General features: G+C 63.6%; 11 protein-coding genes. 2 read left to right on the forward strand and 9 right to left on the reverse strand.

Going from position 1 to position 12,756, the window contains the following annotated elements:
- Position 1 precedes the first annotated feature (1 nt).
- From V6M52_RS06405 to V6M52_RS06415, 3 genes are all read right to left on the reverse strand, one after another.
- On the reverse strand, positions 2-1,045 hold the full coding sequence (locus V6M52_RS06405; RefSeq protein ID WP_332700450.1) for a cell wall hydrolase: 1,044 nt from the start codon (positions 1,043-1,045) through the stop codon (positions 2-4).
- 272 nt (positions 1,046-1,317) lie between these two features.
- On the reverse strand, positions 1,318-1,875 hold the full coding sequence (locus V6M52_RS06410; protein ID WP_332700451.1) for a hypothetical protein: 558 nt from the start codon (positions 1,873-1,875) through the stop codon (positions 1,318-1,320).
- A 74-nt stretch (positions 1,876-1,949) separates the two neighbouring features.
- Entirely contained in the window at positions 1,950-4,232 is a 2,283-nt protein-coding gene (locus V6M52_RS06415; RefSeq protein WP_332700452.1) for a putative PEP-binding protein, read from the reverse strand.
- Between the two features lie 99 nt (positions 4,233-4,331).
- On the opposite strand from V6M52_RS06415, the gene ispH reads away from it, so the two are divergent.
- The gene (gene ispH, locus V6M52_RS06420) at positions 4,332-5,303 is read left to right on the forward strand and encodes a 4-hydroxy-3-methylbut-2-enyl diphosphate reductase (protein ID WP_332700453.1); all 972 of its coding nucleotides are present in this window, start codon (positions 4,332-4,334) and stop codon (positions 5,301-5,303) included.
- Positions 5,304-5,370: 67 nt separating this feature from the next.
- Positions 5,371-5,838: a ribonuclease HI gene (rnhA, locus tag V6M52_RS06425; RefSeq protein WP_332688443.1), complete on the forward strand. Its 468-nt coding sequence runs from the start codon at positions 5,371-5,373 to the stop codon at positions 5,836-5,838.
- Between the two features lie 30 nt (positions 5,839-5,868).
- Here the strand turns inward: rnhA and glyS are convergent, their stop codons facing one another.
- From glyS to V6M52_RS06455, 6 genes are all read right to left on the reverse strand, one after another.
- Positions 5,869-7,893 (reverse strand): glycine--tRNA ligase subunit beta, encoded by a 2,025-nt coding sequence (gene glyS, locus V6M52_RS06430; RefSeq protein ID WP_332700454.1) that lies wholly within the window; start codon positions 7,891-7,893, stop codon positions 5,869-5,871.
- Between the two features lie 66 nt (positions 7,894-7,959).
- On the reverse strand, positions 7,960-9,867 hold the full coding sequence (locus V6M52_RS06435) for a DUF2207 domain-containing protein (protein WP_332700455.1): 1,908 nt from the start codon (positions 9,865-9,867) through the stop codon (positions 7,960-7,962).
- A gap of 6 nt (positions 9,868-9,873) precedes the next feature.
- Positions 9,874-10,431, reverse strand: coding sequence for a LemA family protein (locus V6M52_RS06440; RefSeq protein WP_332688439.1), 558 nt, complete (start codon positions 10,429-10,431; stop codon positions 9,874-9,876).
- A gap of 238 nt (positions 10,432-10,669) precedes the next feature.
- Entirely contained in the window at positions 10,670-11,572 is a 903-nt protein-coding gene (locus V6M52_RS06445; protein ID WP_332700473.1) for a glycine--tRNA ligase subunit alpha, read from the reverse strand.
- 73 nt (positions 11,573-11,645) lie between these two features.
- Positions 11,646-11,879, reverse strand: coding sequence for a hypothetical protein (locus V6M52_RS06450; protein ID WP_332700456.1), 234 nt, complete (start codon positions 11,877-11,879; stop codon positions 11,646-11,648).
- On the reverse strand, positions 11,876-12,721 hold the full coding sequence (locus V6M52_RS06455; protein WP_332700457.1) for a S49 family peptidase: 846 nt from the start codon (positions 12,719-12,721) through the stop codon (positions 11,876-11,878). Before V6M52_RS06455 ends, V6M52_RS06450 begins: the two co-directional genes overlap by 4 nt.
- Positions 12,722-12,756 lie beyond the last annotated feature (35 nt).

Consider the following 12,756-nt stretch of genomic DNA (forward strand, 5'->3'; position numbering starts at 1 on the left):
CCTAACCGAACAACCAGCCGCGCTTGAACTTGTAGAAGACGTGCAGCCCGATCTGGGTGACCTTGTTCATGCGCGGGGCCCAGGCCGGGCGCACATAAGTGGCGTGATAGTGCGTCGCGTCGGCCACTTCGGTCAGATACAGCTCACCAGCGGTGAACCGGCTGGCGATGTCTTCCGCCTGCGCCCAGGATTGGCGATCACTGATCGTCTCTGGAATGCCATCGCAGGCAAAGGAGAACTGACAGGAATTGCGCCGGTTCTGGTTCTGAAACACGACGCCGCAGATAGTGTCGGGATAGCGACGATCCTTGACTCGGTTGAGCACCACCTGTGCCACCGCCACCTGCCCGCGATAGCTTTCGCCACGAGCCTCGAAATAGATGGCCGTAGCCAGGCACCAGAGTTCCTTGTCCGATACCGCGACCGCCGGCCCCGTTGAAAAACCGCCAGTAACGGGCGCCGTGGCGCGGGCGTAAGCCAGTTGTTCTGAAGCCAGGACCGGCAGAGGCGTGCTCGAAGCCGGCGCAATGCCGGCGATGGCGTCAAGCGCCGAGGCCGTGGCGGGGTCGATGGCGGCGACCGACATGCGCGGTCCATACTCGACATCGCCCGTCGCTTCGATGGTCACATCTGCCAGACGAGATTGGCCGAGATCTGTCGGATCGGCGGCGCCGGTGCGCAGCGCGGCCAGCCGCGTGCGTACTTCGGCAAAGCTGCGCGATATCGCGAGAACGTCCACGGGCGGGCGCAGGCGGTCGGCCTTTTCGGCGCGGTTGGGGCCAGTGAAGCTGGCAGTATCGAACAGATGGTCGACGGAGCCGGTGATAACCGGATCCACGCCTGAATAGGAGATGCTTGCTGCGACCAGATCGATCTCGGCCGGCAAGGCGTCGGCGAGCCCGGTAGCGGGGCCGAAAGCGCCGTTGGTGAGCCCGGCATAGGTCAGGCCACAAAAAATCCCGACGACCAGAAATCTGGTGAAGGGATGTCGGCGAACCGCTCTGACCGGACGCAAACGCGCCACCGGCCGGTGGGATGAAGCCATTAAACGCTACTCAACACTACGCAACAAAACTACTGATCGGCGAAAGTGACGCTAAAATGCCGACGGTCGTGATGATGTCTGATTAGGGTTAGCAGCGGGTAAACAGGGTTTGCGGCGCGGCCATGGACCAACCAAGGCGCTGGCCGGGCAGAAATGTGAACGGTCGATTTGTCGCACTTCGAGCCGTCCCGCAGGGCAAATCGCTCCAGTGGAGTGATTTGAGGCGAGAAGGCCACGAGGCCTACGGCCGAATGGCGGGAACGGCTCCCTGGCTAAACGCCGCAAGCCGCCCTAGCGGGCGCTACCTGATCGCCGAAGCTGTCGACGCGATAGCGGACCGAGAGCGAGCGCGAGTTCACCGGCGTTACGCGCACCGTCAGGTTTGTTGCGCCCTCCAGGCTCTGGATGAAGGCCAGCGCGTCGCTGGTATTGTCCAGCAGGATGGCAGTGTTGTCGCCATTCACCGGCAGCGTGCGACTGCGCGCGGCCTGCAGGTCGAACTGCCAGGTGATCCCCGCGTCCCTGCCCAGCGCCGACATGGTATTGCCCGCGAAGGCAAAAGCCACGCTCAGCACCCCGGCGTCGCAGGCGACGGTAATGGTGGCGGGGCGGCGGCCATTTGGGCGGGCGGGAATAAGCTGCTCGGATTCGAAGACAATTTGGATGCCGCCGGCGTCACTCTTGGGGGCGGCGAAAGCCGCATCGAAACAGGCCAGCCGTTCCGCGTTATCGGCGATCGTGGTGCATTGCATGCCCGTTTGCTGGGCCATGACGGCAGGTGTCGAAAAAAACAATATCGGCAACAGCGCCAGTACCGGCAAAAGTCTCACGTTGGTACTATCTCCCTTGTACCGGCCGGCAAGCCGGCCTGGTCCCCTGCATATGGGGGTCGTCCGCCCGCTATTTAAGCAGAAGCCTGCGCCAGCGTCAGCCTTGCGACCGGCACACGATAGGGTGAGCAGCTGACATAGTCGACGCCCAGACCGGCAAAGAATTTAAGCGAGACTGGATCGCCGGCATGTTCGCCGCAGATACCGATCTTGAGGCGGGGATTGGCAGCCCTGCCCCGCTCAATGGCAATAGTGATCAATTCGCCCACGCCCTTCTCGTCAATGGTCACAAAGGGATCGCGTTCATAGATCCCTTTGCGCTGGTACGCGGCCAGGAAAGTCGGTGCATCGTCACGCGAAATGCCGAAAGTGGTCTGGGTCAGATCATTGGTGCCAAAGGAGATGAAATCGACCATCTGCGCGATATCCGCCGCCCGAAGGCAGGCGCGGGGCAGTTCGATCATGGTGCCAAACGAGAACTTAACCCGGCCCGTGCGCAACAGGCCTGAATTGGCAGCAATGGCGCTGACCCGTTCACGCACCCAGGCCACCTCGCTGGCCGTGGAGACGAAGGGCACCATCACCTCGACCGCCACCGGCTCGGTCTGCGTTTCACTGGCCGCGCGCGCACCCGCCATCAGCGCCTGCATCTGCATCTGCAGCATTTCGGGATAGGTGATCGCCAGCCGCACGCCGCGATGGCCCAGCATAGGGTTGATCTCAGCGATCCGGTCGAGGCGGAGCCGCAGCGCGCGCACGGCCAGGCCAAACGAGGCTGCAGTCTCCTCGATCTCCTCATCGGTACGCGGCAGGAATTCGTGCAGCGGCGGATCGAACAGGCGCACCGTGACCGGCAGGCCGTTCATGGTCGAAAACAGCGCCGAATAGTCGCCGGTCTGGTAGTCGACAAGACCATTTATGGCGCGATTCCGATCTTCCTCGTCCTCGCTCAGAATGACACGGCGCAGCGCCACCATGCGCTCGGGAGAAAAGAACATATGCTCGCTTCGAGCCAACCCGATGCCTTCGGCACCGAAGCTCAGCGCCGTCTTGGCCGATTCCACGGTTTCCGCATTGGTGCGCACGGCGATGGTGCGGCTGGCATCCGACCAGCCGAGCAGCGTGCCGATGGCGCCGCCGATATGCGGCTGGGCCAGCGGCAGCATGCCGATATAGACGCGCCCGTCGCTGCCATCGATGGTGATGCGGTCGCCAGTGCGGAGTTCGCGGTCGCCGATGCGGCACACCATTTCTGTGGTATCGACGGACATGGTCCGCACCCCGGCAACGCAGGGTTTGCCGGTGATGCGGGCGATGACGCCGGCGTGGCTGGACATGCCGCCGCGGGCCGTCAGGATGCCAGTTGCGGCCTTCATGCCCTCGATATCGGCCGGTCCGGTCTCGTTGACCACGAGGATGCAGTGCTTGCCGCGCGCGCGCATCCGCGCCGCATCCTCGGTGTTGAAGACGATGACGCCGCTGGCGGCGCCTGGCGACACGCCAAGGCCCGTGGCGATGGGTGCGGCGCCCTCAGCGGACTTCAGGCGAGGATGCAGCAATTGCGTGAGGCGGGTGGGATCGACGCGGCTCACCGCGTTCTGTGCCGACCAGATCTTGCGATTGACGCGGTCCACCGCCGCTTCCAGCTCGGCCGCAGCGGTCACCTGCACCGGTCGGGCCGACAGGAACCGCACCTGGCTGCGCGTGATGGATACGAGACAGTTCATGTGCCGGCCCGCCTTGGCGTCGAGCAAGGTCACCAGGGCATCGATGGATTCCGACATGCGCGGCAATGGCGCGCCATTGACCGGCGCCGGACCCATCTCTCCCGTCACTGCATTGCGCGTGAGGAACTGCTCGATCTCGCCGTCCGCCACCGCCTGCACCAGCACGATCTGGCGGCCGCGGTCCTCGTCCGGACGGCTGGTCCAGCCCTGTCCGAAGCCATAGCTGTCGAAAGCCGCCTTGATCGCCTTGGCCAGGGGCCTGGTGGGATCGACCGAATCCTCAGGGTTGGCGGGTGCGGCGATGCCCAGCTTGGCCGGCATCAGCCCGCCATTGTGCGCGGCTGCCGAGGTTCGCACCACGAGCATGGGAGGGACGGCATCCTTGCCGACCAGCTTGAACAGGCAGGCGACCCAGTGGGTGCGCAGCTTGTGCTCCCTGTGCGTGCGCTCGCCTTGCAGGGCTTCCCATGCGGCGCGCGTCAGGACGATGGTGGGAACGGTGGGGAAACCCGCCTCCCCGACCCGGAAAATCCAGCGCGCCTTGCCGCTGAGCAGCTTCAGCTGGCTGGCGGACAGGTTCGCCTTCCCCATGGCCGGGGCAATCGCAAACATTTCCTGAGCCAGACTCACCGTTAAGTCCTTGCCTTAATTGCGTGCGCATCATGCCTGCGCAGCTTTGGCGCTGCAACAAGACTTGACTTGCGCCAGCCACGAAAGCATCTGACTGATATGGAAAAGCGGCCACAACTAGACATTCTGCTCTGCGCCCCGCGCGGATTTTGCGCCGGCGTCGATCGGGCCATCCAGATTGTCGAGCTGGCGCTGGAGAAATACGGCGCGCCGGTCTATGTGCGCCATGCCATCGTGCACAACAAATATGTCGTGGACGGACTGCGTGACAAGGGCGCGGTGTTTGTCGAGGAACTCAGCGAGATCCCCGAGACCGATGCTCCGGTGGTGTTTTCGGCGCATGGCGTGCCCAAATCGGTGCCGGCCGACGCCAAGAGCCGCAACATGTTCTTCCTCGACGCCACCTGCCCGCTGGTCAGCAAGGTGCATGTGGAAGCGCAGCGGCACTTTGCCGAGGGGCACGAGATCGTGCTGATCGGCCACAAGGGGCATCCGGAGGTCGTCGGTACCATGGGCCAGCTGCCGCCCGGCGCCATCAGCCTGGTCGAGACCGTTGCCGACGCCATGGTGTTCGAGCCGCGCGACCCGCAGACGCTGGCTTTCGTGACGCAGACCACCCTGTCGGTGGACGATACCAAGGAGATCGTGAGTGCGCTTAAGCAGCGCTTCCCCGCGATCAATGGTCCGCACAAGGAAGACATCTGCTACGCCACCACCAACCGGCAGGAGGCCATCAAGGCGGTGGCACCGGAGGTGGATGCGATGATCGTCGTCGGCTCGCCCAATTCGTCCAATTCGCTGCGGCTGGTTGAGGTCGCCGAACGGGCCGGCTGCAAGGTCTCTATGCTGGTAGACCGAGCGTTGGAAATCGACTGGAGCCGGCTTGCGGGCATCCGCACGCTGGGCGTTTCGGCTGGCGCCTCGGCACCGGAGAAGCTGGTGGACGAAGTGATCGAGGCCTTTGCCCAGCGCTACGACATCAAGGTCGAGGCGCGCGTCACCGCCAAGGAAAACATCGCCTTCAACATTCCGCGTGAACTGCGCGCCATCGAAGCCGCCGTCGCGCGATGATGGAGTTATCCCCCTATGCGTCGGCAGGCATTAGCCTGACCGCTCCTGCATGATTTTGGAGCCGGCCATGACCGACACAGTCATCATCCACACCGACGGCGCCTGCTCGGGCAATCCTGGTCCTGGCGGCTGGGGGGCCATTCTCGAATATGGCGGGCACACCAGGGAACTCAAGGGCGGCGAGGCGCTGACCACCAACAACAAGATGGAGCTCACCGCCGCCATCGAGGCTCTCAATGCGCTCAAGCGCCCCTGCACGGTCGAAATCCATACCGACAGCCAGTATGTCAAGAATGGCGTGCAGAGCTGGATGCATGGCTGGAAGAGGAACGGCTGGAAGACCGCCGACAAGAAGCCGGTGAAAAACCTCGAACTCTGGCAGGCGCTGGACGAGGCCACCAAGCGCCACACCATCGCGTGGAAATGGGTCAAGGGTCACGCCGGGCACGAGCTGAACGAACGCGCCGACCAGTTGGCCAATGAAGGCATGGCGCCGTTCAAGCCCAAGCGCGAAAAGCTGATGCCGCCGGTCTGAGCCTTCCTGCCTCCGCCGAGCGGGAGAGGCCTAGCCCGCGACCTTGGAGAAATCGGCCACCAGATGCATGGTATCGCGCAGGCGGCTGAGCAGGTTCAGCCGGTTGACGCGAACCATGGAGTCGTCGTCATTGACCATGACGGCGGTGAAGAACGCATCGACGGGACCCCGCAGCGTCGCCAGTTCGGCCATGGCGCCCTTGTAGTCATTGGCACTGACATGGCTCAGCGCAGCGGCGTGGACGGCATCGACCGAGAAGGCCAGATCGGTTTCCTCGGACAGGCGCAACAGGTCCTGATCAATGGCGCCGTTATAGGTCAGGTTGAACTTCTTTTCCTCGGCCGCCAGGATGTTGGCGGCACGGCGGTAGCCGGCGAGCAGGTTGACACCGTCGTCGGAGGACAGCAGTTCGGACAGGGCGCCGACGCGCTGGATGATTTCGAGGATGTCGTCGCTATCGGCCGAGATCACCGCGTCGACCAGATCGTGGCGGGCGCCCGCGTCGCGCAGCGTGCCCTTGAGCCGGTCATGAAAGAACGCCAGCAGATCCGGTTCCACCTTGAGCGGGAAGCGCAGCCCGTTTTCCGAAATGATCCGGATCACGCCCAGCGCAGCGCGGCGCAGCGCAAAGGGGTCACGCGAGCCGGTCGGCTTTTCGTCGATGGCCCAGAAGCCGGTCAGGAGATCCAGCTTGTCGGCCAGCGCAACTGCAATCGAGGTCGGCTCGGTCGGCACCTTGTCGGTGGGGCCGAGCGGCTTGTAATGCAACTCGACAGCGGTCGCTATATCCGCCGGTTCGCCCTGCGCGGTGGCATAGTAACGGCCCATCAGGCCCTGCAGTTCGGGGAACTCGCCGACCATGCCGGTGGTCAGGTCTGCCTTGGCGAGCATGGCCGCACGCTTGGCGCGTTCGGGATCGGCACCGACTTTTGGCGCGATTTCGGCGGCGAGCTTGACCAGCCGTTCGACGCGGGCGAACTGCGTCCCCAGCTTGGCGTGGAACACGGTTTCTTCGAGCTTGGGCAGGCCGTGTTCGAGCGGCAGCGCCAGGTCACCGCGATAGAAAAAGGCGGCGTCGGAGAGGCGGGCACGAATGACGCGCTCATTGCCAGCAATGATCACCGCGCCACCATCGCTGGCTTCGGTGTTGGCAGTGATGATGAAATTGGGCGCCAGCTTTCCCGCTGCATCGCGCAGGCAGAAGCATTTCTGGTTGGCGCGGATGGTGGCGATGATGACTTCCTCGGGAAGCTCGAGGAAAGCGGGATCGAACGACCCCATCATCACCACGGGCCATTCGACGAGGCCCGCCACTTCTTCGAGCAGGGCTTCGTCGGCGATCACGGTCAGGCCCTGGGCAAAGGCCAGTTGCTCGGCGTCGGTCTTGATGATGTCCTTGCGGCGGTCGATGTCGAGCACCACCTTGGCGCGCTCGAGCGCCGCGGCGTAATCGTCAAAGCGCCGCACGCGAATCGGCTCGGGCGCCAGGAAGCGATGCCCGAACGTGGTCTGGCCGGAATCCAACTCGTTGGAGGCGAAGGGGATGACGACCGGCTCTTCGTTTTCCGCGCCGAAAGTGGCTGTAATGGCGCGCAGCGGGCGCACCCAATTGAAGCTGCCATTGCCCCAGCGCATCGACTTGGCCCAGGGAAAGTCAGTCAGGATTTTCGGCAGGATGGCAGACAGAAGGTCCACCGCCTCAGCGCCCGGCTTGTTGATATGGGCGACATAGAAATCACCCTTCTTGGGGTCGCTTTCGACCTTGGCCTGATCGATCGAGCTCAAGCCGGCCGAGCGCAGGAAGCCATCGATGGCGGGCTGCGGTGCGCCAACCTTTGGGCCCTTCTTTTCCTCGCGCGTATCGGGCGAGCGGCCCGGCAGGCCGGTAACGGTCAGCGCCAGCCGGCGCGGCGTCACGAATGCCTTGGCGCCCTCATAGACCAGCCCGGCATCGACCAGCGCATTGGTCACGGCCTTCTTGAGATCATCGGCCGCGCGCCGCTGGAAGCGGGCCGGGATTTCCTCGGAAAAGAGTTCGAGCAGCAGTTCGGGCATGGTGGATACCAAGGTTGGAAAGCGCGGGTTTGCTTAGCTTGGGCAGGCCGGGATGTCTATTGGCGATTACCAGCCGCCGCCGCCACCACCGCCGCCGCCACCGCCTGACGATCCGCCGCCACCGCCACCAGAGCTGAAGCCGGACGAGCTGGCCTGCACCGGCTGGGCGGCGACCATGGCCGCCGTCATGCCGGCTGCGGTAGCGCTGATCGCGTTGGAAATCTTGCCGGGGGAGAAGGAGGTACTGCCCGAATACCAGCGGGGTTGGTAGATCGCGCCGCTATCCGCATCGCTGACGGCATTGCGCGCCAGTTCGCCCTCGAAATGTTCCGACCACGGCTTTTCCACGCCCAGCGCGATAGCATAGGGCAGGATGCGCTCGAAGCGGCTGATGGTCATCGGCGGTTCGCCGACAATGTTCAGGCGCTCCTTTTCTGCCGTCTCCAGATAGAGCTTGAAGCCCTCGATCTGATCCATGATCTTGCGGCCCTGGATGGTCGGGGCGCGCATCAGCACGGCAAAAACCACGGTGAGCAGGACGATGGACGCGGCGGCGATAGCGGCCGTGTTCACCGTCAGCTGGGTGAACATTTCGAGGCCGCCGCCGACGAAATTGAACCCCACAATGCCGATCCAGAGCAGCAGGAAGAAGCGCCGGAAACCGCCGCCCTTCCACAGGGCATTGGCGACCGTGCCGAACAGTCCGAGCAGCACGCCGGCCACCACGCCAACCACAAGCCAGATCGGCCCCAGCGCCTCGAACCAGACCATGGCCGCCAGCACCGCAATGGTGATCAGAAAGCCCAGCGCGGCATAGCCAAAATTGTGGTTGAACCAGACGCTGCGGTTTTCGCTCTCGATGGCTGACTGAAAATCGGCACGCTGCTTGGCCAGTTCGACGCCGTTGCTCTTGTCGACGCTCACGGTGCCCTTGGACTGCAGATAGTGGAACAGCTTCTGCTCGCCCGCTGGAAGCGGTTCTTCCGGGGACTTTCCGGTCACCTCGACGGAGAGGCCGCTGGCGGGATTGTCGATTTTGACCAGACCCTTTACCCCGAGGTCGAACAGGGTGGCGGTGAAGGCCGTCCATTCCTGGAAGCCCCAGCGATGCACATAATGCGTCAGTGCCGGCGAGAAATCCTTGGGCGGGTGGAACAGGGGGATAATCGTGCCCCTGGCCGGGTCGCGGCCCACCCTGTTCCAGGCGATCAGATTATAGGCCAGCACCAGCACCACGCCGAAGATCGGCAGGATGATCTCGCGCATATCCGACAGCCACTGCAACAGGGCATTGGCGCCGCTGGGCGGCACCAGGATGCCCTTCTGGAACTTGACCGCGAAGCTCATGCCCTCGCCAGCGCCCAGCCCGCGGTTGGTGCGGAAGGTCGCGGTATTGTCGGTGTTCCGCGTCATGGTGACGGCCTGCTCGGTGGAGCCGACGGGACCGGTATAGGCAACCAGGTCGGAGATGACCGCGCCGTCCGGCAGCGTCACCCGCGCCAGCGAGCGGACAATGGGGAATATCCAGTAATTGCCGGTGGCATTCCAATAGAGTTCGTCATGCTCGGCAAAGCTGCGGGCCATGCGGTCCATGGTGTAGGTCAGCACATATCGATGCTGGCCGCGGGCGATGAACTGCTCGCTGTTGCCGATCCAGATGCGGACGAAATTGCCCATGCGCTCGGTGCGGAAGGGCTCGTCGGCGCCGCCGCGGGTGACGGTCTCGACCACAAGGTCCGAGCGGATCTTCTGGCCGGAGATGGACAGCTGCACCGTGGGGATATCGCGATAGATGCCGCGCCTTATGTCGATGCCTTCGGCGTTGACATCGATGGTCTCAATGACCCGTACGGAGCCATCGTCGCGCAGGGTGATATCGGTGATGAAGCCCGAGATCTCCTCGCGCGCCGACACCGGCAAAGCCAGCGTCAGCGCGAGGAGCGCAGCGAGGACGAAGCGAAGCAGCAGGCGCATGACGGCTCAGAACTTGACTGTGGGGACGGCCCGGTCGGCCTCGTTCTCAAGCTCGAAATACTGCGCCTTCTGGAAGCCGAACGGGCCGGCGATGAAGTTGGAGGGGACGGACTCGACCATGACATTCATGTTGCGCACGGCGCCGTTGTAGTAGCGGCGGGCCATCTGGATTTCGTCTTCCACGGTTTGCAGGGCGTCCTGGAATTCGAGGAAGGTCGTGTTGGCCTTGAGGTCGGGATAGGCCTCGGCAACGGCCAGCAACTTGCCCAGGGCCGACGAAAGCATGCCCTCGGCCTGCGCGCGCTGATCGGGTGTGCCATTGGCCGCACCGGTGGCGGCAGCGCGGGCCTGCACAACGGCCTCGAGCGTCTCGCGCTCATGGCCCATATAGCCCTTCACGGTTTCGAGCAGATTGGGGATGAGATCGGTGCGGCGCTTGAGCTGCACATCGATGCCCGACCAGCCCTCTTCGACCATCTGCCGGTTCTTGACCAGCCCGTTATAGATGACGACGGCATAGGCGGCGGCCGCAACGACCAGGCCCAGAATGATCCAACCGAACATAGATGTAGCTCCCTCAAGCGCACCAGCAATTGCGGCGGACATTGGCATTGGGGTGGGATAAGCGCAAGGCGCGGAATTGCTGCCTTCTCCCCTTGAGGGAGAAGGTGCCCGAAGGGGCGGATGAGAGGTCTCTTCCAGTCGTCGGGCATGGGATGGCGCAGCACCCCTCACCCTGACCTTCCGCTGAACGCGTCAGGTCGTCCCTCTCCCTCAAGGGGAGAGGGGGAGGAGGGGCAGCTTATTCCGCGCCGCCGCCCGCGGTCTGCAGCCAGGCCTCGCCGCAGCTTTTGGCCAGTTCGCGGATGCGCAGGATGTAGCTTTGGCGTTCGGTCACCGAGATGACGCCACGCGCGTCGAGCATGTTGAAATTGTGGCTGGCCTTGACCACCTGCTCATAGGCAGGGATGGCCATGGACTGGCGGTTGCCGTCGGCGCCGCGCGCCAGGATGGCCCGGCATTCCTGCTCGGCATCGGCGAAATGGCGGAACAGGATTTCTGTGTCGGCGACCTCGAAATTATACTTCGAGGATTCCTGCTCGTTCTGCAGGAAGACATCGCCATAGGTGACCTTGTCGTCGCCTTCGCGGCCATTGAAGTTAAGGTCGTAGACGTTCTCGACGCCCTGCACATACATGGCAAGCCGTTCCAGCCCATAGGTAATTTCGCCCGGCACCGGCGAGCATTCAAAGCCCGCCACCTGCTGGAAATAGGTGAACTGACTGACTTCCATGCCGTCGCACCAGCATTCCCAGCCAAGGCCCCAGGCGCCCAAAGTGGGGCTTTCCCAATCGTCCTCGACAAAGCGGATATCGTGCAGGGATGCGTCGAGGCCGATCTCGGCCAGCGACTGGAGATAGAGCTCCTGGATATTGGCCGGCGAGGGCTTGAGGATCACCTGGAACTGGTAATAGTGCTGCAGGCGATTGGGATTTTCGCCATAGCGGCCATCCTTGGGGCGGCGGCTGGGCTGCACATAAGCGGCCTTCCACGGCTTGGGGCCGAGGGCGCGCAGGGTCGTGGCGGTGTGGAAGGTGCCGGCGCCCATCTGCATGTCATAGGGCTGCAAGATGACGCAGCCCTGCTCCGCCCAGAAATTCTGCAGCGTGAGGATGAGGCCCTGGAACGAGTTCCGGGGGTCCATATGCGACGGGCGGTTGGTCATCTGGCAGTCCCTGCTAGTTGGGACAAACCTCTAGTTTGGCCGCCCCCAGCGGTCAACGGCGTTTGTCGTCGTCGCCCGGTCGATAGGTGCCGTCGTCGTCGCGCTTGAGGTCGATGACGCCGGGCTGGGCGCGTTCGCGCAGGTCGCGTTCGCGGCGCAAGCGCTTGGCTTCCTCGTCTTCGGATTTGAACTGGCCGGTCCAGTCGCGCCAGATCTTGCGGACACCCAGATAGATGGCGAGGCCGATGACGATAAAGATGATGACGCGCAGCAGCATGCCGGTCATAGGCCGAACCTCGCCCAGATGGAGCGGTCTTCAATCGTCGCCACGATATCCCCGCTGAGGCCAGCGGAAAAACCGAGGCGCGGAATGCCGAACCAGGAGCGCTTGGGTTCGATCATCTTGAGGACGATATCCTTGCCGTAGCGGGTGTGGAGTATCTCGTGGATATCTCCGATGGCGTCGACCAAGCCGAGCTCCACGCCGCGCATTCCGGTCCACCATTCGCCGGTGAACAACACGTCGTCCGCTGCCTTGAGCTTGCTGCCGCGCCGCTTTTTCACCACGTCTATGAACACGTTATGAATGTCGAGTTCGACCTGTTTGATGCGCTCGATGTCGCTCTTCTTTTCCGGCAGGAAGGGGTCGAGCGTCGACTTGTTGTTGCCTGCGGTATGGACGCGCCGTTCAATGCCGAGTTTTTCCAGCGTGCCGACGAAGCCGAAGCCGGCCATGATGACGCCGATAGAGCCGACAATGGAACTGGGATCGACGATGATCTCGTCGCCGGCCACGGCGATGAAATAGCCGCCCGATGCCGCCGCGTCCTCGACGAAGACCAGCACGGGCTTGTTGTGCTCGTCGGCGAGGTCGCGGATGCGTTTGGCGATCAGCCGGCTCTGCACCGGCGAGCCGCCGGGCGAGTTGACGATGATAGCCACCACCGGCGCCGACTTGATGGCGAAGGCGCGCTTGAGCAAGGGACCGACAGTGGCGATGTTGAGGCGCCCATGGCGCTGCTCGGCGGCGATGACGCCATGCAGGCGGACCACCGGGATCACGGTCTTGCCGCGACCGGCGAGGCGATGCAGCCAATTCCACTTCGGCGTGGTCAGTTCGATGGCCATGCTCGATCCTTGTTGCGCTTCGCGGCCAGATTTAG

This window comes from Devosia sp., assembly GCF_036676215.1.
Classification (GTDB): Bacteria; Pseudomonadota; Alphaproteobacteria; order Rhizobiales; family Devosiaceae; genus Devosia.